Below are 20,026 nucleotides of genomic sequence, written 5' to 3'. Positions count from 1 at the left end.
GGCTTCGCCGCGCCAACGGTCCGAGGGAGCTTCGCTCCCTCGCTATCGCCGCCACGTCATTCGGTCGCGGGCCGTGCCCGCGACCCGCCCCCGGTCCAAAAACATGGGTGAAAAAGGCCGGACGCTCGGCTCCGCCTCGCGTCCGGTGAACCGGCGCGAAGCGCCGGATGCTACCCGGGAAACCGCGACCGCACGGCCGGTCTCCGTCCTGCGCTCACGCCGACAGCCAGGCGTAGGTCTGGACCGCGCCGAAAAACAGGGCGAGGGCGCCGTTCTCGACGAGCATCGGCTGGTTCCCTTCGAGCATCGTCCGCGAGACGAGCGTCAGGACGCCGAACAGCGTCGCGAGCGCGAGGTTGTACTTCGCCAGCACCACCCAGGTCTCCTGGTCGAGGTCGACGAGTCCGTCGGATCCCATACCTCGGCTCCGGGTTCGAGACGGAAAACTCCCGCAGCAGGGGTCGGCGCAGCGGTCCGAACCGACCGGAGCCCGACCGACGGCGTCGAGCGCGCTCGGGGTCCGTCGGCGAACCGGCCGCCCACCCTCGGACACTTGTGTTCGCAATCCGTACGAGGGATAAGGTCGATTGCCGAGATGAACGCCACAGGACAACGGCTACGGGTCTTGCACGTCGAGCCCGACGAGCGCGTCGCCGCCGAGACGCGCGAACGACTGGAGGCCGACGGGAGGGAGTTCGAGGTGTGTTCGGCCCCGGACGTGTCTGCGGCACTGGACCGGCTGGCGGACGGGCGCTTCGACTGTGTCATCGCCGGGTACGACCTGCCGGACGCGACCGGGGTCGACCTCCTCGGGGCGGAGCGGGTCGACCGGGCGGGGACGCCTGTCGTCCTGTTTCCGGCGGCCGACAGCGAAGCGGCCGCGAGCGACGCCTTCGCGGCCGGCGCCGCCGGGTACGTCCGCCGGGACGGCGACGCCGACCACTACGCTATCCTCGCCAACCGGGTCCGAACGGCCGCCCGGACCGCCCGTGCCGGCCGGGACGCGGACGGATTGCGGCGACGCGACCGCCTCGACCGCATCCTCTCGACGGTGCCCGCCTGCGTCGTCAAGCTCGACCGGGAGGGGTCGTTCGTCTACGCCAACGACCGCGCCGAATCGGTGCTCGGCCTCTCCTCGGCCGACGTGCGGGACCGTGCGTACAACGACCCGGAGTGGGAGATCCGCGACCTCGACGGCGACCCGATCCCCGACGCGGAACTGCCCTTCCGGCTCGTCCGGGACTCCGGCGAACCGGTCACCGACTACCGACACAGCATCGAGTGGCCCGACGGCGATCGGACGGTGCTGTCGGTCAACGGGGCGCCCCTGTTCGACGACGACGGGGTCGTCGAGGCCGTCGTCTTCTCGCTGGCGGATATCACCGACCAGTACGAGCGCGAACAGGACCTCCGGACGACGAGCGCCCGCCTCGAAGCGCTGCTGGAGAACTCGCCGGACATGATCGACGTCCACAACGACGAGGGCGAGATACTCGACGTGAACCGGCAGTTCTGCGAGCGGCTCGGCTACACGGAGTCCGAGCTGCTCGGGCGGAAGATCTGGAACATCGACGCCGACATCAGCCCGACGGCGGCGCGCGAGATGTGGGAGGGGCTGTCGGTCGGCGACAAGCGCAAGTTCGAGGGGGCCTACGAGCGCCGCGACGGGTCGACGTTCCCGGTCGAGGTTCACCTCACCCGCCTCAACATCGACGACGAAGTGCGGTTCCTGGCGATCAGCCGTGACATCTCCGAGCGGGTCGAGCGCGAACGGGACCTCCAGCGGCAGAACGACCGCCTCGAGGAGTTCGCGAGCGTCGTCAGCCACGACCTGCGGAACCCGCTGAACGTCGCACAGGGCCGGCTCGAACTGGTCGACGAGGCGTGCGACTGCGAGTCCGTCGCTCCCCACCTCGAGGCGGTCGAGCGCTCGCACCACCGGATGGCCGCGCTCATCGACGACCTCCTGACACTGGCCCGCGAAGGCGAGACCGTCGGCGACACGCGACCGGTCGCGCTCGACGGGCTCGTCCGGCGGTGCTGGGGGGCCGTCTCGACCGACGAGGCCGGACTCGACGTCGAGACCGACACGCGGGTCCTCGCCGACGAGAGTCGCCTCCAGCAGCTCGTCGAGAACCTCGCGCGCAACGCCGTCGAGCACGGGGGCGAGGACGTGACCGTGACCGTCGGCGACCTCCCGGAGGGGTTCTACGTCGCCGACGACGGGTCGGGCATTCCCCCGGACGACCGCGAGTCGGTGCTGGAACCCGGCTACTCGACGGCCGAGGACGGTACCGGGTTCGGGCTCGCGATCGTCCAGCAGGTCGCCGAGGCACACGGCTGGTCGGTCGGGGTCACGGAGAGCGACACGGGGGGCGCCCGGTTCGAGTTCACGGGCGTCGAGACCGCCTGACCGCAGCCGTCTCCACCTCCGCTTTTTCCGGTCGTCGGGTCCGCCGCCGGTCAGAACGGGTCGTCGCCGCCGAAGCCGGGGTCGTCCTCCTCGTCGCCGAAGCCGGGGTCGTCCTCCTCGTCGCCGAAGTCGAAGCCCTCCTCGCCGAAGTCGTGTTCGCGGCGGGCCTCCTCCTCGTCGACGAAGCCGAGTTCGTCGGGGTCGCGGCCGGCCTCGTCGATCACCTCGTCGGAGACGATGATCGGGCAGTCGACCCGCAGCGCGAGCGCGATGCCGTCGCTGGGGCGGGCGTCGAAGACCATCTCGGAGCGCTCGTCGCCGGTGTACTGCTCGGTGTCGACCTTCGCGTAGAAGGTGCCGTCGGCCAGATCGTCGATGCGGACGCGGTCGATGGCGGCGCCGAACTCCGCGACCATGTCGACGAACAGGTCGTGGGTGAGCGGCCGTTCGAAGGGCGTGCCGTCCAGCGCGTGTTGCATTGACTGGGCCTGGTCGGCGCTGACGAAGATGGGGACCAGCTGTTCGCGGACACGCAGGAGGACGACCGGGTGGCCGGGGCCGTCGTCACCGACGCCGACGCCGACGCCCTCGACCGTGGCCTCGTGTGTTGCCATGTCACAGCGTTGGAGCGCGACCATCAAAAAGGACCGTGCGGACGCCCGGCCGACCCCCGCGGCGGTCCGGTCCCCGCAGTGGTCCGGTCGGGACGGTGACCGGGTCGCCGACGGTGCCCCGTTCCCCGCGCTCGCGCGACCGACGGACGGGACGGGAACCTTAAGTCCCCGCTGACTGATTAGTCAGGCAATGGCAGACCGGCTCGCCGCGGCCGCGGTGGTGGTGTTGTGTGTGGTCGCGCTGGCGCTGACGGCGTCGACGCTCTCGGCCACGTCGAGCAACCAGCGCGGCGCGGGAGAGGGGGAATCGGTGGGGGTCACCGACGACCCGCTGGGCCAGCAGACGCCGACCAACGGGAGCGCGCCCGAGGCTCCCGGCCTCCCCGGCGACTGGGTGGCGATCCTGATCGCGGCGGCGGTCGTCCTGGCGATCCCGGGGGCGCTGTTGATGGGGTACGACCGGGCGCTCGCGGTCGTCGCCGCCGTGGTGCTGTTCGTCGGTCTAATCGGAGTGTACATGCTGTTCTCGGGGACGCTCGACCCTCCCTCGGTCGGACAGGACCTCCCGAACGTGACGGGTGATCCGCTCGGCGGGGGCGGCGACAGGGGGAGCGTCGACGAGAGCGCGGCGGACACCGAGCGCGACCTGCCGGCGCTGGTGACGTTCGGTGTCGTCGGGTTCGCGCTACTCGCCGCGCTGGGCGTGATCTACTACGCCAGCGCCAGCGTCGACGCGTCGGTCGACCCGTCGCCGCCGGCCGAACCCGACGCCCCCGACCGGGAGGCGGTCGGCGCCGCGGCCGCCCGCGCGGCCGACCGCATCGACGACCACGCCGGCGACGCCGAGAACGCCGTCTACGACGCCTGGGCCGAGATGACGACGGCGCTCGACGTGCCCGACCCCGCGACGAGCACGCCCGGGGAGTTCGCCGCCGCCGCGACCGCGGCCGGGATGGACGAGGCTCGCGTCGCCGAGCTGACCGACCTCTTCGAGCGGGTCCGCTACGGCTCCGAGCCCGTCACCGCCGACCACGAACGCCAGGCCGTCGAGACCCTGCGAGCGATCCAGGCCGCCCACGAGGGCGTCGACGCCGACTCGGTCGCCGCGGCCGCCGACGGCGGGTCGGCGGGCGACAGTCCCGGCGACGCCGCAACCGACACCGCCGCGGACGCGACCGGTGACGAGCGGGTCGAATCCGACCCGGACGCGAACGACACCGGGACAGACGCGAGCGACACCGACGGGGACGCGGGCGACGGTCCGGGTGGTCGGTCGTGAGCCAGGACGACGTGGACCGCGACCCAGGGACCGTCACCGACCAGCAGCTCCAGCAGGGCCAGGCGATGCGGGAGACGATGGAGACCGTCGACACGGGCGTCACCGGCGACATCGACTTCGTCGCGCCGTCGGTGCGCGACAACCCCGCCAGGATCGGCCTGGGACTGGTCGTCGTTCTCGCGGGGCTGGCCGCGGTCGTCGGCGTCGACGCGGTCCCCGACCTGCCGTTCGGGAACGGCGTCGTGGCGGGGATCTCCATCTCGGCGATCCTCACCGGGGCGCTCGTCCTGGTCCGGCGGACGTTCACCGACTACGACACCGCGACGACGGCCGACGTGGAGTACCGCGAATCGGTCACCGTCCCCGGGGCGGACTTCGACGACGCGCTCGCCGGGGCGATCCACGGGACGAGTCGCCGACGGGTCGACGCCCGCCGCGACGTGACCGAGCGGCTCCGCCGCGCGGCCGTCTCCATCTACGCCCAGGCCGAGCGGATCCCCGAGGCCGAGGCCCGCGAGGCCGTCGCCGCGGGGACCTGGACCGACGATCCCGCCGCCGCGGAGTTCCTCTCGGCCGAGTCGTCGGTCGCCACGACCGGCGACCAGGTCCGGTCGCTGGTCGGCCGCCGCCCGAAACTCGCGTCCGACGCCGACCGCGTGCTGGTCGAACTCGCCGCGCTCGCGCCGGGCATCGACGCCGCCGACTGGGCGGACGAGCCGTCGACCGACCCCGACCGCCCCGCGACGGTCCGGACGACCGACCGCCAGCGCCGGCAGGTCGACCGGCGGACGAACCGCTGGACGGGGCTGACGGGGCTGGGCCTGCTCGCGGTCGGCGTCGGCATCTGGGCCGGCCACTCGGCCGTGCCGCCGTCGCTGATGGTCGCCGCCGCGACCGTCGTCGGCGCCGCCGGCTACGTCTACCTCTCCTCGCCGCCGCCCGTCGAGCTGGCCGTCGAGCGCGACCTCTCGACGACCGACCCCGCGCCCGGCGAGGAAGTCACCGTGACCGTCCGCGTCACCAACGAGAGCGACGACCTGCTGCCCGACCTGCGGCTCGTGGACGGCGTCCCGCCGGCCGTCCGCGTCGTCGACGGCTCCCCGCGGTTCGCCACCGCCCTGCGGGCCGGCGAGACGGTCGCGTTCTCCTACACCGTCGAGGCGGTGCGGGGCGACCATCCGTTCGACCCCGTCCAGGTGATCCTCCGCGACTTCAGCGGCGCGCTGGAGCGCGAGCGGCACGTCCAGAGCGACGAGGGAACGGTCCTCTCGACTGCGCTGGAGCTGAGCGCCGACGAGGAGGTCCCGGTCCACCCGCAGACCGCCCGGCGTGTCGGCCGCGTCGTCACCGACACCGGGGGCAGCGGCGTCGAACTCCACTCCGTCCGGGAGTACCAGCGGGGCGACCCCCTCTCGCGGATCGACTGGAACCGCGTCGCCCGCACCGGCGAGTTCGCCACCCTCCTCTTCCGCGAGGAGCACGCCGCGACGGTGGTCGTCCTCGTCGACGCCCGCGCGGAGGCGTACGTCGCCCCGCGGGTCGACGCCCCCTCCGCCGTCGACCACGGGATCGCGGCCGCCGACGTGGTCGTCGCCTCGCTCGTCGGCGCCGGCGACTCCGTGGGGCTGGCCGCCCTCTCGCCGGAGCGGTGCTGGCTCGAACCCCGCGGCGGCGCCACGCAGGCCGCCCGCGCCCGCAGCCTGCTCGAACGCCACCCCGCCTTCGACGGCAACCGGCCGGAGGGCGCCTTCTACGGCGAGTTCGCCGAGCGCCGGCTCCGCCGGGAGCTGCCCAGCGACGCCCAGCTCGTGCTCTGCTCGCCGCTCTGTGACGACGACGCCGTCGACATCGTCCGCCAGCTGCACGCCCGCGGGTTCCCGGTCACGGTCCTCAGCCCGGACGTGACCGCCAGCGCCTCGACCGGCCAGCGGCTGGCCGCCGTCGAGCGGGCGATGCGGATCTCCCGGCTGCGCCGCGTCGGCGTCCGCGTCGTCGACTGGGACCCCGAGAACCCGCTGGAGACGGCCATCGACGCCGCCCAACGGCGGTGGTCGGCGTGACCGTCGTCCGCCGCCCCGCCCGCGAGTCCGTCTGGATCGCCCTCGCGCCGGGGGTCGTCGCCGTCCTCGGCCTCGCGGTCAACCTCGCCTCGTTCGTCGTCGCCGCGGCCGGCCTCGCCGTCGTCGGCTTCGGGACCGACCGGGCGTCACGCAGACTCGTGACCATCGGCAGCGGCCTGATCTTCGCCGGCGTCCTCGCGGCCGGCGCCCGCGGCGCGCCGCCGGCCGTCCTGCTGCTCGTCACCGCCGCGACGGTCGTCACCTGGACCACCGCCGAGCACGTCGTCGGCCTCGCCGAACACCTGGGGCGCGACGCACCCGTCCAGCGGTCGGTGCTCGTCCACCTCGGCGGCGCGACGCTTACCACGCTGGTGGCCGGCGGGGTCGCCCTCGGCGTCTTCCTGCTGTCGACCGGCACCCTCACCGCCGGCACGCTGGTCTTCCTGCTGGTCGGCAGCGCGCTGTTGCTGTACGCGCTGGAGCCCTGACGGGACCGACCGAGTCGGGACCGACCGCCCGCGGTCCGAGCGACCCAGACTGACGACTTCGAACTGACCGATCCCGACTTGCGGCGGCGACGCTCCGGACGGGCGTTCATTCCCCGGACCCCGACCGGGAACAACCACAAGACATATTCCCCCGGTCCGAGGAATCCGGGGTACGTCGGTGGACAGCGGGTAGGGGTACTCGCGTATTCTGTCCACCGGAACCCGAACGGACCAGCGACGGCCGTCGCTTCGGGGAACAGCGGCTCGCGGCCGTCGCTTCGAGACCGGTCCGACCGCGGCGACCGATAGCGCCGCTTCCGCCACGTTCAAATCGGACGGGGGCGAGCGTGGATACATGACACGGCAAGTGTGGCTGAAGGCCGACGACGAGGTCGGCGACTGGGAGGCGCGCAAGCGCCGGATCACGGCGGGCCTGGAGGCGGGGGTCGACTGGGTCCTCGTCGACGAGTCCGACGTGGCCCGGGTCCGCGACCTGGGCGCCGTCAACGTCGCGGCGTTCACCAACGGCGACGTGCACGTCATGGACGCCGAGGCCGACGAGGCCGACGAACCGGACGCCGCCGTCGTCGGCAAGGACGGCGAGGGCGACGGCTCGATGGAGATCCCCGGCGACCTGTCGGGCTCGGCGGACCTGTCGGTGCTGCGCCAGGACGGCAAAGCGACCGCCGGCTACGTCCGCATCTTCGACGAGCGCTACGAGGAGTTCGCCGAGGAGGTGGCGACGGCCGCCGACTACACCATCGTCGTCGGCGAGGACTGGCAGATCATCCCCCTCGAGAACCTCATCGCGCGCATCGGCGACGAGACGAACCTCGTCGCGGGCGTCACCACGGCCGAGGAGGCCCGCACCGCCTACGAGACCCTGGAGATCGGCGCCGACTCGGTCCTGCTCGACACCGACGACCCCGACGAGATCCGCGAGACCGTGGAGGTCCGCGACGAGATGCGCCGCGAGCAGCTGGAGCTCACGACGGCGACGATCACCGAGATCGAACAGACCGGCTCCGCCGACCGCGTCTGCATCGACACCGGCAACCTCATGGACCACGACGAGGGGATGCTCGTCGGCTCGATGAGCCGCGGGCTCTTTTTCGTCCACGCCGAGACGGCCGAGTCGCCGTACGTCGCCTCCCGGCCGTTCCGCGTCAACGCCGGCGCGGTCCACGCCTACGTCCGCACCCCCGACGGCGGCACGAAGTACCTCTCGGAGCTACGCAGCGGCGACGAGGTGCAGGTCGTCGACACCGAGGGCCACACCCGCGAGGCCATCGTCGGCCGCGTCAAGATCGAGAAGCGGCCGATGTTCCGGGTCAGCGCCGAGGTCGAGACCGACGAGGGCGTCGACCGCATCGAGACGCTGCTGCAGAACGCCGAGACGATCAAGGTTGCCACCGCCGACGGCCGCAAGGCGGTCACCGACCTGGCGGAGGGCGACGAGGTGCGCGTCTACTACGGCGACAAGGCGCGCCACTTCGGCGAGGCCATCGAGGAGAGCATCATCGAGAAGTGACCCGATCGCCGGCGGCCCCGTCGACCGCACGGCAGAGTACCACAGTATGAGAGTCAGCCACTACTTCGAGGGCGAGGGCGTCGTCACCGGCGGGTTCGCCCAGTCGGTCAACAACCAGCGGGCGGTTCTGGACGAGTACGGGATCGACTACACCACCGAGCCGACGCTGGACTGCGACCTCCTGCACCTCAACAACGCCGGCCCGCGCTCGATCTACTACGCCAAGCGCGCCCGCCGACGGAAGATTCCGGTCCTCTTCCACACCCACAACACGGCCGCGGACTTCCGGAACAGTTTCGTCTTCTCGAACGCGCTCGCCCGCCCCCTCAAACCGTTTCTCGCCTACGCCTACGACCAGGCCGACCACCTGGTCTGTCCCTCCGAGCACAACCAGGCGGTGATCGCCGGGTACACCGACACCCCGTCGACGGTCATCTCCAACGGGTTCGACGCCGAGCGGTTCGCCGGCTGGGACGACCCCGACCTGCGCGCGGAGTATCTCGACCGCTACGACCTGGAGCCGCCGGTCGTGTTCATGTTCGGCCACGTCATCAAGCGCAAAGGGCTGGACACGTTCGTCGAGGTCGCCCGCCGGCTCCCGGGGTACGACTTCGCCTGGTTCGGCTATCTCAACCCGACCGGCGGACGGCTCGACAGGTTCCTCCAGCCACGCGAGACCCGCAGGCTCGTCGAGAACTCGCCCGACAACTGCACCTTTACGGGGTACATCGAGGACCCGCGCGGGGCGCCCGCGGCGGGCGACGTGTTCTTCTGGCCCTCGCGCAACGAGAACGAGGGGATGGCGCTTTTGGAGGCGATGCACTGCGGCAAGCCGCCGGTCGTCCGGTCGATCCCGACCTACGAGTGGCTCGAAGACGGCGAGGACTGCCGCAAGGCCGAGACGGTCGACGAGTTCGTCGACGCGATCACCGACCTCTGCGAGGACGAGGCCGAGCGCGAGCGGATCGGCGACAACGCGGCCGAGACGACCGAGCGGTTCACCCTGGACGCCGTCGGCGACGAACTCGTCCGGCTCTACGACGAACTCGTCAGCGGGACCACGAACGAACGGACGCCGACGAGGTGAGCCGCTGCGCGGTCCCGGCGGTCAGCGGGCGCGGTCTTGGGGTCAGTAGACGCTCCGTCAGATGCAGGGACCGCGTTCAGGCGCCCGCGCCGGGATCGTCGGCAGTCTCCTCCGAATCGGGCTCCAGCCGCTCGGTACACCAGTGGCAGAACTCCAGGTCGGGGTCGACGTCGCGGCCGCAGTTGGGACAGGTCGTGCCCTCCTGGACCTCGGTCTCGGTGTTCTGCTGTTTGGCCATCCAGTATGCGTCGAGCATGCTGAAAACGGTGATGGCGGCGAGCGCCAGCGCCGCCCCTGGCGTGACGTTCTCCGCCGCGGCGACCAGCTCCGACCAGCCGAACGTCTCGGGGACGGCGTCGGGCGGCATCAGCAGGGTGAAGCTCGTCACGTTGAGGAAGAACCAGACGAGCGCGCGGAGCCACTCGCGCAGGTAGACGTGCCCGAGACCGGGATAGAGGAAGGCGAGCACGACAGCCAGCAGCGGCCGCTTTCGGTTCCGTGTACTCACTGTTTGTTGTGCGATTTCGGTCGTCCCGCGTTGTTAAGTTTCCGACTCCCCGGAATTCGTCACCCGGTACGGGTCACTCGCCGCGCAGCCGCTCGACGAGCGCCGAGAGGGTCGCCAGGTCGTACTGGCCGGGGGCGGTCGCGTCGGCGGGGTCGACCGGCGCGTAGCCGATCCGCGAGCCGTACAGCGGCGCGACCGCCCGCGAGTGGCGGCCGGCCTCGCCCATCGCCATCGTCGCGACCGTCTCGCCGGCGGTCGTCGCCGCCCACGTCGCGCCCAGCAGGTCCAGCACGTCGCCGGCGCCCTCGGCGGTCACCGCCAGCTTCGCCACGTCGCCCCAGCGGCTCGCCTCGGCGAGCGTCTCCCGGAGTGCGTCGCGGTGGGGGGTTCCCTCGAAGTCGTGCGTCGAGACGATCACCGCCGCCCCGTGGTCGCGGGCGTGGTCGACGACGCCGGCGGCGTCGCCCTCCTCCAGCGCGGCGAGTTCCACGTCGATGGCGCCGACCGCCTCGTGTTCGGCGGCGGCTTCGAGCGCGTCGAGTCGGGCCTCGTCGTCGGGCGCTTCGCCGCCCTCCCACTCGGGGCGGTTGGTCGCGATCAGCGGCAGTTCGCCGTCGTAGGCCGCCAGCGAATCGAGCGGGTCGCTCGCCAGGTCGAGGCGGAACTCGACGGCGTCGGCGGCCCCGCGCGCGTCGGGTTCGTCCGCGAGATCCGCGGTCGCGGCCGCGATGACGAACGACGAGAAGTCGATGTGCATACCGGTTCTACCGCGAGGACCGGAAAAAATCGACCGGATCGGCCGTCGCGCGGGCCGGCGGGTCCCGGACACCGGCTCGCCGCGTGCCCGCTACCGCTGGAGGTCGTCGATGAGGTTCTGTATCTCGTTGATCTGGGCCGTCTGCTCCTCGTTGGCGGCGGCGATGCGTTCGATCTCGCCGGCGACCTCCTCGGCGCTCTCGGCGGTGGAGTCGACCATCGAGGCGACCTCCTCGGTGGAGGCGGCCTGCTCGTCGGTGGCGCTGGCGACCTCCTGGGCGCCCTGGGCGGCCTCCTCGACGGCGGCGTCGATCTCCCGGAGCACGTCGACGGTGTCGTCGACCTGCTCGATGCCCTCCTCGACCTGCTCGTTGGCGTGCTCGATGCTCTCGACGGTGCTCTCGGTGTCGCTCTTGATGTTCGAGACGAGCTGCTCGATCTCGGTGGCGTTCTGCTGGGACTCCTCGGCGAGGCTCTTGACCTCGTCGGCGACGACGGCGAACCCCTCGCCGGCCTCCCCCGCGCGGGCAGCCTCGATGGAGGCGTTCAGCGCGAGCATGTTCGTCTGGTCGGCGATGTCGTTGATCACCTCGACGATCTCGTCGATCTCGTCGATGCGGTCCCGGAGCTGGCGCACGTCCTCGGAGACTTCGGTGTTGGCCTCGTCGACGGCCTCCATGGCGTCGATGGCGTCGTCGGCCAGCTCGCGGCCGTCGTCGGCCAGCTCGCGGGCGTCCGTGCTGACCTGCCGGACCTGGCTCGCGCTGGAGGCGACCTCCTCGACGGTCGCGCTGAGGTTGGACACCTCGCCGGCGACCTCGCGCATGTTCTCGGACTGTTCGTTGGCGAGGTCGCTGATCTGCTGGGAGCTCTGGGAGACGCTCTCGGAGGCCCGCAGCAGCTCGTCGATGGCGGTCCCCAGTTCGTCGACTGTCATGTCCCCTGCCTCGGCGCGCACGTCGAGTGCCTCGGTGCCGAGGTCACCGGAATCGGAAGCCATACGCAGATCCGTGTGAGCGTCCGAATTAAACGTGCCCCCGCGGTTATCAGGCCTGATTCTCGATCGCGGCGTGGACGGCCCCAGCCGGGGCTCTCGGGGGAATCCGTGAAAACGGATACCGCGCGGAGGGGGTCGCCGGGCGGCTCGCGGCGGCCGTTGGCCGGCCGAGAGCGGCGAGCGCCGGTCAGTCAGACCGCGGGGAGGCCCTGCTCGGCTTCGAGCAGTTCGTGGTAGCGATTTCGGATGGTGACCTCGGAGATGTCGGCGACCTCGCTGACGGCGGCCTGGGTCGTCTTCTCGTTGGTGAGCAGTGCGGCGGCGTACACCGCGGCGGCGGCCAGGCCCACGGGGGACTTCCCGGAGTGGACGCCCTGGTCCTTGGCGTTCTGGAGGAGCTTGCGCGCGCGGTGTTCGGCCTCGTCGGAGAGTTCGAGCGAGGAGGCGAACCGGGGCACGTAGCTCTCGGGGTCGGCCGGCTGCACCTCGAGGCCGAGTTCGCGGATGACGTAGCGGTAGGTGCGGGCGATCTCCGACTTCTCGACGCGGGAGACCTCGTTGATCTCGTCGAGGCTGCGCGGGACGCCGGCCTGCCGGGCGGCGGCGTAGACGGCGGCCGTCGAGACGCCCTCGATGGACCGGCCGGGCAGGAGGTTCTCGTCGAGCGCGCGGCGGTAGATGACCGAAGCGGTCTCGCGGACGTTCTCGGGCAGGCCCAGTGCGGAGGCCATCCGGTCGATCTCGCCGAGCGCCTGCTTGAGGTTGCGCTCCTTGGAGTCACGCGTGCGGAATCGCTCGTTCCACTTGCGCAGGCGCTGCATCTTCTGGCGCTGGTTCGACGACAGCGAGTTGCCGTAGGCGTCCTGGTCGCGCCAGTCGATATTCGTCGAGAGACCCTTGTCGTGCATCATGTTCGTCGTCGGCGCGCCGACGCGGGACTTCTCGTCTTTCTCCTTGGAGTCGAACGCGCGCCACTCCGGGCCGCGGTCGATCTCGTCGGTCTCGACGACGAGGCCGCAGCCCTCGCAGACCGTCTCGCCGCGCTCGTCGTCCACCACGAGCTGGCCGGAACACTCCGGGCAGGACTCGCCGGTCCGCTCGTCGTTCGTCTCGGTCTCCTGTGCGTCTGTTCGCTGGGTTCTGAGTCTGGAGTCGCTCATTGCTGGGGGCGTGTCGATCCGGGCAGCAAGGCCGCGAGAATCCCGGACGTTCGGTGGTGGAACGATCATGCGGAGAAAGTTTTATAAATCTTTCGCTACCGGGACGGTCCGGTCGCAAAAACGGCCGGAAGACGGGATTTCGACCGGTGTGTGAACGACTTCCACACGTTACTATCGCGCATTTATAAACCAGTATTCGGCGTGAACCGAAACGCGCAAGCGGGCCGTCGGGCAGGATCGAGGTATGACACGCGTCGCGGTCGGGAGCGAGAACCCGGTGAAGGTCGGAGCGACCGAGCGAGTGGCGGGCGACCTGTTCGAGGGAGTCGACGTGGCGGCCGTCGCCGTCGACTCCGGCGTATCGGAACAGCCGCGGGGTCGTACGGAGACGGTGACCGGCGCGGAGAACCGGGCGGCGCGGGCGCTGGAGGCCGACCCCGGCGCCGACTACGGCGTCGGGATCGAGGGCGGCGTCGCGGAGCTGGCCGAGCGGCCCGGGCTCTACCTGGTCATGTGGGCCGCCGTGACCGACGGCGACGCGCTCGAACGCGGCGGCGGCCCGGCGCTGCGGCTCCCCGCCGACATCGCCGGGCGCGTCCGCTCGGGCGAGGAACTCGGCCCGGTGCTCGACGACCTGCTCGACACCGAGGGCCTGAGCGAGCGGGCCGGCGCGGCGGGCGTACTCACGGGCGAGGCCATCGACCGCGAGTCGGCGCTGGCCCACGCGGTCGCGGGCGCGTTCGGGCCGTTCGCGACCGACCTGTACTGAGGGCGCCGGGTCCCCGGCGGTTCAGTCCTCGGTCGCCGCGGCGGCCTCTACCTCGCCCGCCTCGCGGCTCTCCTCGACGGCGGTGGTCAGCGAGACGTTCAGCCAGGCCATCGAGACGATCCCGCCGAGGATGGTGACGGCGTTCTTGACGACGTGGTCGACGATGGAGATGGCGAACGCGACCGGCGCCGCCACGTTCGTCAGCCCGAAGACGATGAGCGTGAAGGCGCCCTCGTAGAGGCCGATCCCGCCCGGCGAGAGGGGGAGGACCTTCGCGAGGTTGCCGACGCTGACGGCGAAGAAGGCGGTCGCGACGAGGGCAGGCGTCAGCGTGATACCGGGGAACGCCGCGAAGACGACGAGCGCCGTCAGCACGTCGACGACCCAGATGACGAGGCTGCCGACGCCGACCCGGAGGAAGGCGCCGCGGTCGCTGACGACGGCCTGCACGTCGCCGACGAACTGCTCGATGACGCCGGCGACGTAGTCGGCGTAGGAGTCGTTGCTCACCGCGGTGACCGCGCGGTGGACGTAGTCGCTCTCCATGCGGGCGCTGAGCAGGATGGCCGTCACCGCGAGGACCGCGGCGGCGCCGACGGCCGCGGCGACCCGGAGGGCGGTCCGGGCGGCCGCGCCGGGCTCGATGGTCTCGCCGCCGACCGTGACCGGCGGGACCTCCGCCGCGACGGCCGCGACGATCTGGTCGGTCCCCCCGGTCAGGACCAGGCCGACGAGGACGCTCCCGCCGAGGACGGTGATCGCCAGCAGGTCGAACACGCGCTCGATGGCCAGCGACGCGAACCCGCTCGGATAGGGCACGTCCCGTCTCGCCTTCACGACGTATGCGCGGACGCCGTCGCCCAGCCGTGCCGGGAAGACGAGATTGCCCGTCTGGCTGATGAACACCGCGCCCGTCATGAACCACGTGTCGCTGGGGTAGCCCAGCCGGTCGAGGATGTCCCGGTAGCGCAGCCCCCGCAGCGGCCACGACAGCAGGTAGACGACCCCCGAGGCCAGGATCCACCGCGGGTCCGCGCCGCTCATCGCGTCGACGACCGCCCCCAGGTCGAAGACGACGCTCACCGCGACCACCAGCGCGAGCATGACGAGGACCGACCCCGCGGCCATGCTCACCCGCCGGGAGATCCGCGGGCTCACCGACAGCTGCCACCACGTCCGGAGGATCTGGCTCCCCATGCCGAACACGTCGCGGACGAGGTCGACCTTCGTGTCGCCCTTGGGCTCCCAGTCGACGGGGAACTCCCTGACCCTGTACCCGCGCCGCTGTGAGAGCACGAGTACCTCGGTGTCCCAGAACCAGTGTTCGTCTTCCACGTCGCTCCGGAGCGCGTCGAAGGCCTCCCGCGAGATGGCCTTGAACCCGCACTGGTGGTCCTGCAGGTCCGACCGGAGGAACAGGCGGACGAGGGTGTTGTACCCCAGGCTGGAGACGGCCCGCTTGGTCGGCCGGTCGGCCTGGTTCTCGGGCATCCACCGCGAGCCGGTCGCCACGTCGTACTCGCCGGAGCGGACGCTCTCGACCAGCTCCTCCAGGTGTTTCATGTCCGTCGCGAGGTCCGTGTCGAAGTAGACCAGCGTCGAGCCCGCGGCCCGCTCGAAGGCGTACTCCAGGGCGCCGCCGCGGCCGAGCCGTTCGTCGCTGTGGATGTGGCGGACCCGTTCGTCTTCCTCCGCCATCCGCGAGGCGATCTCCGGCGTGCGGTCGTCGCAGCCGTCCTCGGCGACGATCACCTCGAAAGCACCGGCGGGGAGAAACGAGGCGAGCGTCTCCAGCGTGACCTCCACCGTCCGCTCGATGGTGGCCTCCTCGTTGTAGGCCGGGAGGACGACGCTCACCTCGGCGTCACTCATTGGTGCAGCTACCGGGGGGGACGGCCAAGAACCTTCTGTTCGCGGGTGCAGGCAGCGGCTGACGCCCGGCGGGCCGCCGACCGGGCGCCCGGCCCGGACCGCGACCATCGACCGACCCGGCGACCGACGCCCGGGGCTCAGTCACCGGCGGACGCGCAGGATCCCGCCGTCAGTCGCCCGCTTCGGGCGTCTCCGAACGCTCGGGGGTGCCGACCCGGTCGTCCCCGTCGCCGAGTCCGGGCACCGGCGCCGGCGGTTCGTCGTCGACGGTCGCGAACCGGCCGAGGTCGATGTCGGCCGCGACGGCGTCCAGCGAGTCGTAGGGTCGATTCACGACCACGTCGCCCGCAGTCGACCGCCCGATCCCCGGGACCGCAGTCAGTTCGTCCATCGAGGCCGCGTTGAGGTCCAGCGGGTAGGGGACTCCGGTCACCGAGCGGTAGCCGTGGTCGGTGACCGCCACGTCGACCGTCCGCCCGAGCTCCCGTTCGCCGGGGATCGCCACCAGCAGCGCGTAGGTCCCAAGTTGCCGGCCGAACGTCTTGCCGTCCTGGTGGTACTCCAGGTGCACGTCGGGCAGCACCGTCCCGGGCGGCGCCACCCGCTGGAGCATCGCGTTGTCGATCTCCTCGCGCACTTCCCGCTTGTAGGTCTTGAACTGCTGCTTGTGGTCGCGGGCGATCTCCGCGCCGGTGTCGCTCATCTCCGTCCCCTCGAAGGCCATCACCTGCCGGATGTTGATCCGCCGGACCATCAGCCCCTCGTCGAGCAGGTCCCGCAGGAACTGCTTGTTGTGTTCGAACGTCTCACTGCGCTCGCCCTCCAGGCCGTGGACGAGGTTGATCCCCGGCAGGAGTTTCGGCAGGCGCCGCGAGGCGTCGGACCCGAAGTTGGGCGCCGACTCGCGGTCGCCGCCCGGCCGCCAGCCGGCCTCCTCGTTGACGACCCGGACGGCTTCGAGACACTCCTCGGCCGACACCAGCAGGTTGTTCTCCTCCTGGACCACCGGGTCGGCCGACTCCAGGCCGAACGCGGCCGTGTCGCCGGGCGTGTTGTGCTCGGCGATGATCCGGATGCCCTCCCGCGACTTCTCGGGGTAGTCCGTGATCGTCACCGGGTTCATGTTGTCGAGGTGCAGCGTCCGCAGGTCGGGCGCGACCTCGCGGATGCCGCCGTACAGATCCCGCAGGGCCTCGGGGTTGGGCGCCTCGCCGTCGCCGCCGAACGCGAGGATGTCGGCCTGGCGGCCCAGCCGGAAGTCCCGGACGCCGTGGTCCGAGAGGGCGTCGACCTCGTCGACGACCGACTCGGCCGTGCGGAAGGCGGGGTCGCCGTACAGCGGCTCCGTGCAGAAGGAACAGCGGTAGGCACAGCCCCGGGAGGTCTCCATCTCGGCGATGAGGTAGTCGGGGTGGTTGGGGTGTTGCTCGACGACGAACGCGCCCTCGCGGGCCCACCGCCGGATCTCCTCGTTGTCGCGCATCCGGTCGGAAAAGCCCTCCAGCCCCTCCCGGACGAGGTCGTGGGCGGCGGCCTCCACGTCGCCCTTCGCGACGAAGTCGTAGTCGAGGTCGTCGCGTTCGGTCTCCTCGGCCCCCTTGTTCTCCTCGCCGACGCCGAAGCGGATGGGGCCGCCCAGCAGGGTCGTCCCGTCGGCCTCCCAGGTGAGTCGGCGGACCTCGTCGGGTTCGGCGGGGGTGCCGCCGACGTACTTGCCGGGGACGGTCATGCCGCCGACGTAGATCATGAGGTCGGCGTCGGCCACGTCCGCCCAGCGGGCGTTGTCGTCGCGCAGGCCGTCGATGGTGTGATACGTAATTTGCTCGCGCGGCACGCCGGCGTCGACGAGCGCCCCCGCGGTGTAGCGCGGGTACGTCGAGATGTAGGGCGGCACGCCGAAGTGCGCCGGCTCGTCGACGTACCCGTCGACGATGGTCACGTCCAGCGTCGCGGGGTCTCGGGTCATCGCTTCCCGGTACCCGCTCGACGCGTATAAACTATCTTTTTCGGCCACTTCCCGGCGCGGTCGGTCCCGGGGGTCGGCCGCCCCCGGCGGGCGCTCACCCCGCCTCCGCGTTCCCCTCGGCGGCGCCGGTACCGTCGTCGGCCGGCTCGACGCTCGCTTCGTCGGGGGGGTCGCCGGCGTGCTCGCGGGCGAAGCTGTCGAGCGCGAGCTTCGCGCCGCCGAGGACGACCGGACCGACGAACAGGCCGACCGCGCCGAAGACGACGAGCCCGCCGAAGATGCCGACGATGACGATGGCGGAGTTGAACGCGGCGGTCTGGCCGATCAGCGCAGGCCGCAGGTACGAGTCCGAGAAGGTGACGAACAGGCCGTAGACGACGACGGCCGCGCCGGCCTGCGGACGGCCGACCGAGACGAGATACGCCGCCGCGGGGATCCAGACCCCGAACGCGCCCACCAGCGGCAGCAGCGTCAGCACGAAAGTCGCCACGGTGAGGAAGACGATCGCCGGGACGCCCGCGACGAACAGGCCGACGCCGAGCATCACCGCCTGGATGGCCGCGACGGCGACGTTGCCGACGACCGACGCCCACATGAGGTCGTCAATTCCCGCCCGGAGTTCGGCCAGGTCGTCGTCGGGGACGGGCAGCACCCACTCGACCCACGCGAGCAGCCCCTCGCCGTCCCGCAGTAGCGCGAACAGGACGAAGACCGTGATCGTCAGCCCGATGAACAGCCCGGGGAGGCTGCCGACGAGGCCGAGCGCGCCCGTCGTGACCTCCTGGATGGCCATCGCGATCCGGCCCTGGTTGGCCTCGTAGACGGCCACGAGGTCGACGGAGTACCCGTTGGCCTCGATCAGTTGCTCGATCCGCTCGACGTCGATGTCGCCCCGTCGGATGGTCCGGACGACGCCGAACGCCTGCTGGACGGCGAGCGACAGCACCCAGATTAGCGGGAGCAGGACGACCAGCAGCGTGACGACCACGACGCCCATCGCCGCGACCATCGGCCGGACGTACCGCTCCAGGCGCCGCTGGACCGGGTAGAGGATGTACGCGAGGACGACGCCGAACAGGACGAACTGGAGGTACGGGGCGAGCACGGCCAGCGCGAGGAGGACGCTCACCAGCGCGACGGCGGTCAGTCCCGGCTGTTCGACGACCCAGCCCGGGGGCTCGGGACCCTCTGGCATGCCCCGGGCTTCAACCGCCCGATATATTACTTCGGTGGTGGATAGACGCGGTTCGGTCGCACGCGGTCGCCCGCGGCACGGTGGCGGCCCGCGGCAGGGCGGTCGGGGACTCTCGGCGACCGAGGGCGGCTAGTCGCCGCCCAGTTCCGTCCGGCGCACCTCGGTGTCCGGGTGGTCGAGCAGCGACTCGTCGAACGCCGTCCCGAGTCCCGGCCCCTCCGGGAGCGGGAGGCGGCCGTCCTCGACGGACAGCGCGTCGGCCACGAGGTTGCGGTGCCAGCCGTCGTAGCGGTCGCGGATCGTCTCCATGACGTAGAGGTTCGGGATCGCCGCCGAGAGGTGGGCGTCGGCGAAGTGGAGCACGGGGCCGCCGGAGTTGTGCGGCGCGACGGGGAGGTGGGCGCTCTCGGCCATGTCCGCGATCGCCCGCCCCTCGCTGATCCCGCCGGTCCAGCACAGGTCCGGCATCACCACGTCGACGGCGCCGGTCCGCATGGCCTGGGCGAACTCGTAGCGACCCAGCAGCCGCTCGGAGACACAGAGCGGCGCCTCGGTCGCTTCGTCCAGCCGGGCGTAGGCGTCGAGGTCGCCCTTGCGGATCACGTCCTCGACCCACAGCGGGTCGTACTCCTCGACCGCGCGGACGAGCTTCTTGGCCGGCGTCAGCGACCACAGGCCGTGGAACTCGACGGCCACGTCCATCTCGTCGCCGACGGCCTCGCGGATCCGCCGGAGCGGTTCGAGCCCCGCCTCGAGGTCCCGGTCGGAGATGCGCTGGCCGCGGGTCTTCTCGGCGAACTCGTCGAACGGCCAGATCTTCATCGAGGTGATCCCCTCGTCGAGCAGCGACTCGGCGAGCGCGACCGGCTCGTCCACGAAGTCGTACGCCTGCTCGTAGCTGGTGTTGTAGGTCGGGATCGACTCCCGGGCCTTCCCGCCCAGCAGCTGGTAGATCGGTTCGCCGGCCGCCCTGCCCTTGATGTCCCAGCAGGCGATGTCGAGCGCACTCAGCGCCCGGGTTTCCGCGCCTGCGTGGCCGTAGTAGTTGAAGTACGTCTGCAGGTCGTCGCGCAGGCCCTGGAGGTCCCGGGGGTCCTCGCCGAGGACGTGGTCGGCGACGGGCCCGTGGAGCGCCGCCGTCTCCATGCCCGCCTGCGGGAACGTCTCGCCGAGGCCGACGACCCCCTCGTCGGTGTGGACCCGGAGCGTCGTGATGTCGATGTCGCGCTCGGTGTCGGTGAGGTCCGAATCGTCGTCGTAGGTGACCGTCTCGATTGCCGTGACGCGCATGGCGGCACTCTTCGGGACGGCGAGTCATGAGTACACCGACG

17 protein-coding genes are annotated in these 20,026 nt (G+C 71.4%); 7 read left to right on the top strand and 10 right to left on the bottom strand.

Annotated features, from left to right (window positions below; translation table 11 throughout):
- Positions 1-214: 214 nt before the first annotated feature.
- Entirely contained in the window at positions 215-418 is a 204-nt protein-coding gene (locus ACMGFG_RS14835; RefSeq protein ID WP_436931102.1) for a hypothetical protein, read from the bottom strand.
- 177 nt (positions 419-595) lie between these two features.
- Here ACMGFG_RS14835 and ACMGFG_RS14830 point away from each other — a divergent pair, with 177 nt between their 5' ends.
- On the top strand, positions 596-2,413 hold the full coding sequence (locus tag ACMGFG_RS14830; protein ID WP_436931101.1) for a PAS domain S-box protein: 1,818 nt from the start codon (positions 596-598) through the stop codon (positions 2,411-2,413).
- Positions 2,414-2,463: 50 nt separating this feature from the next.
- Here ACMGFG_RS14830 and ACMGFG_RS14825 read toward each other — a convergent pair whose 3' ends face one another.
- The gene (locus ACMGFG_RS14825; protein WP_436931100.1) at positions 2,464-3,027 is read right to left on the bottom strand and encodes a bifunctional nuclease family protein; all 564 of its coding nucleotides are present in this window, start codon (positions 3,025-3,027) and stop codon (positions 2,464-2,466) included.
- Between the two features lie 190 nt (positions 3,028-3,217).
- Here ACMGFG_RS14825 and ACMGFG_RS14820 point away from each other — a divergent pair, with 190 nt between their 5' ends.
- The 5 genes from ACMGFG_RS14820 to ACMGFG_RS14800 all read left to right on the top strand — a co-directional run bounded on the left by ACMGFG_RS14820 (position 3,218) and on the right by ACMGFG_RS14800 (position 9,472).
- Positions 3,218-4,306 (top strand): DUF4129 domain-containing protein, encoded by a 1,089-nt coding sequence (locus ACMGFG_RS14820; protein ID WP_436931099.1) that lies wholly within the window; start codon positions 3,218-3,220, stop codon positions 4,304-4,306.
- Positions 4,303-6,366 carry a DUF58 domain-containing protein gene (locus ACMGFG_RS14815; protein ID WP_436931098.1) on the top strand — a complete coding sequence of 688 codons (2,064 nt, stop codon included), beginning with the start codon at positions 4,303-4,305 and terminating at the stop codon, positions 6,364-6,366. The genes ACMGFG_RS14820 and ACMGFG_RS14815 overlap by 4 nt, the downstream gene beginning before the upstream one ends.
- Positions 6,363-6,854, top strand: a complete 492-nt coding sequence (locus ACMGFG_RS14810) for a DUF7519 family protein (protein WP_436931097.1) — start codon at positions 6,363-6,365, stop codon at positions 6,852-6,854. Before ACMGFG_RS14815 ends, ACMGFG_RS14810 begins: the two co-directional genes overlap by 4 nt.
- 355 nt (positions 6,855-7,209) lie before the next feature.
- On the top strand, positions 7,210-8,385 hold the full coding sequence (locus ACMGFG_RS14805; RefSeq protein ID WP_436931096.1) for a 3-dehydroquinate synthase II: 1,176 nt from the start codon (positions 7,210-7,212) through the stop codon (positions 8,383-8,385).
- Positions 8,386-8,431: 46 nt separating this feature from the next.
- The gene (locus tag ACMGFG_RS14800; protein WP_436931095.1) at positions 8,432-9,472 is read left to right on the top strand and encodes a glycosyltransferase family 4 protein; all 1,041 of its coding nucleotides are present in this window, start codon (positions 8,432-8,434) and stop codon (positions 9,470-9,472) included.
- A 76-nt stretch (positions 9,473-9,548) separates the two neighbouring features.
- Here the strand turns inward: ACMGFG_RS14800 and ACMGFG_RS14795 are convergent, their stop codons facing one another.
- The 4 genes from ACMGFG_RS14795 to ACMGFG_RS14780 form a co-directional block, all read right to left on the bottom strand.
- Positions 9,549-9,980 (bottom strand): DUF7575 domain-containing protein, encoded by a 432-nt coding sequence (locus tag ACMGFG_RS14795; RefSeq protein ID WP_436931094.1) that lies wholly within the window; start codon positions 9,978-9,980, stop codon positions 9,549-9,551.
- Between the two features lie 73 nt (positions 9,981-10,053).
- Positions 10,054-10,737 carry a type I 3-dehydroquinate dehydratase gene (locus tag ACMGFG_RS14790; protein ID WP_436931093.1) on the bottom strand — a complete coding sequence of 228 codons (684 nt, stop codon included), beginning with the start codon at positions 10,735-10,737 and terminating at the stop codon, positions 10,054-10,056.
- A 90-nt stretch (positions 10,738-10,827) separates the two neighbouring features.
- On the bottom strand, positions 10,828-11,736 hold the full coding sequence (locus ACMGFG_RS14785; protein WP_436931092.1) for a methyl-accepting chemotaxis protein: 909 nt from the start codon (positions 11,734-11,736) through the stop codon (positions 10,828-10,830).
- Between the two features lie 188 nt (positions 11,737-11,924).
- Positions 11,925-12,893: a transcription initiation factor IIB gene (locus ACMGFG_RS14780; RefSeq protein ID WP_436931091.1), complete on the bottom strand. Its 969-nt coding sequence runs from the start codon at positions 12,891-12,893 to the stop codon at positions 11,925-11,927.
- A gap of 244 nt (positions 12,894-13,137) precedes the next feature.
- On the opposite strand from ACMGFG_RS14780, the gene yjjX reads away from it, so the two are divergent.
- A complete protein-coding gene (gene yjjX / locus ACMGFG_RS14775; RefSeq protein ID WP_436931090.1) occupies positions 13,138-13,662 on the top strand; it encodes an inosine/xanthosine triphosphatase in 525 nt (174 codons plus the stop codon).
- A 21-nt stretch (positions 13,663-13,683) separates the two neighbouring features.
- Here the strand turns inward: yjjX and ACMGFG_RS14770 are convergent, their stop codons facing one another.
- From ACMGFG_RS14770 to ACMGFG_RS14755, 4 genes are all read right to left on the bottom strand, one after another.
- The gene (locus tag ACMGFG_RS14770) at positions 13,684-15,534 is read right to left on the bottom strand and encodes a flippase-like domain-containing protein (RefSeq protein WP_436931089.1); all 1,851 of its coding nucleotides are present in this window, start codon (positions 15,532-15,534) and stop codon (positions 13,684-13,686) included.
- A gap of 169 nt (positions 15,535-15,703) precedes the next feature.
- Entirely contained in the window at positions 15,704-17,500 is a 1,797-nt protein-coding gene (locus ACMGFG_RS14765) for a radical SAM protein (RefSeq protein WP_436931088.1), read from the bottom strand.
- 94 nt (positions 17,501-17,594) lie between these two features.
- The gene (locus tag ACMGFG_RS14760) at positions 17,595-18,695 is read right to left on the bottom strand and encodes an AI-2E family transporter (protein WP_436931087.1); all 1,101 of its coding nucleotides are present in this window, start codon (positions 18,693-18,695) and stop codon (positions 17,595-17,597) included.
- A gap of 129 nt (positions 18,696-18,824) precedes the next feature.
- Positions 18,825-19,985: a mandelate racemase/muconate lactonizing enzyme family protein gene (locus ACMGFG_RS14755; RefSeq protein WP_436931086.1), complete on the bottom strand. Its 1,161-nt coding sequence runs from the start codon at positions 19,983-19,985 to the stop codon at positions 18,825-18,827.
- Positions 19,986-20,026: the final 41 nt, after the last annotated feature.

The organism is Halosimplex halobium (assembly GCF_051414055.1).
In the GTDB taxonomy this organism is placed as follows: Archaea; Halobacteriota; Halobacteria; order Halobacteriales; family Haloarculaceae; genus Halosimplex; species Halosimplex halobium.
Note: the sequence above shows the minus strand (reverse complement) of the source record. Positions and strands in the feature narration are given on the sequence as shown.

Excerpts from the sequence above, each read along its gene's own strand:
- ACMGFG_RS14835 (WP_436931102.1), bottom strand. The coding sequence starts at position 418 with ATGGGATCCGACGGACTCGTCGACCTCGACCAGGAGACCTGGGTGGTG.
- ACMGFG_RS14830 (WP_436931101.1), top strand. The coding sequence starts at position 596 with ATGAACGCCACAGGACAACGGCTACGGGTCTTGCACGTCGAGCCCGAC.
- ACMGFG_RS14825 (WP_436931100.1), bottom strand. The coding sequence starts at position 3,027 with ATGGCAACACACGAGGCCACGGTCGAGGGCGTCGGCGTCGGCGTCGGT.
- ACMGFG_RS14820 (WP_436931099.1), top strand. The coding sequence starts at position 3,218 with ATGGCAGACCGGCTCGCCGCGGCCGCGGTGGTGGTGTTGTGTGTGGTC.
- ACMGFG_RS14805 (WP_436931096.1), top strand. The coding sequence starts at position 7,210 with ATGACACGGCAAGTGTGGCTGAAGGCCGACGACGAGGTCGGCGACTGG.
- ACMGFG_RS14800 (WP_436931095.1), top strand. The coding sequence starts at position 8,432 with ATGAGAGTCAGCCACTACTTCGAGGGCGAGGGCGTCGTCACCGGCGGG.
- ACMGFG_RS14790 (WP_436931093.1), bottom strand. The coding sequence starts at position 10,737 with ATGCACATCGACTTCTCGTCGTTCGTCATCGCGGCCGCGACCGCGGAT.
- ACMGFG_RS14785 (WP_436931092.1), bottom strand. The coding sequence starts at position 11,736 with ATGGCTTCCGATTCCGGTGACCTCGGCACCGAGGCACTCGACGTGCGC.
- ACMGFG_RS14780 (WP_436931091.1), bottom strand. The coding sequence starts at position 12,893 with ATGAGCGACTCCAGACTCAGAACCCAGCGAACAGACGCACAGGAGACC.
- yjjX (WP_436931090.1), top strand. The coding sequence starts at position 13,138 with ATGACACGCGTCGCGGTCGGGAGCGAGAACCCGGTGAAGGTCGGAGCG.
- ACMGFG_RS14770 (WP_436931089.1), bottom strand. The coding sequence starts at position 15,534 with ATGAGTGACGCCGAGGTGAGCGTCGTCCTCCCGGCCTACAACGAGGAG.
- ACMGFG_RS14765 (WP_436931088.1), bottom strand. The coding sequence starts at position 17,500 with ATGACCCGAGACCCCGCGACGCTGGACGTGACCATCGTCGACGGGTAC.
- ACMGFG_RS14760 (WP_436931087.1), bottom strand. The coding sequence starts at position 18,695 with ATGCCAGAGGGTCCCGAGCCCCCGGGCTGGGTCGTCGAACAGCCGGGA.
- ACMGFG_RS14755 (WP_436931086.1), bottom strand. The coding sequence starts at position 19,985 with ATGCGCGTCACGGCAATCGAGACGGTCACCTACGACGACGATTCGGAC.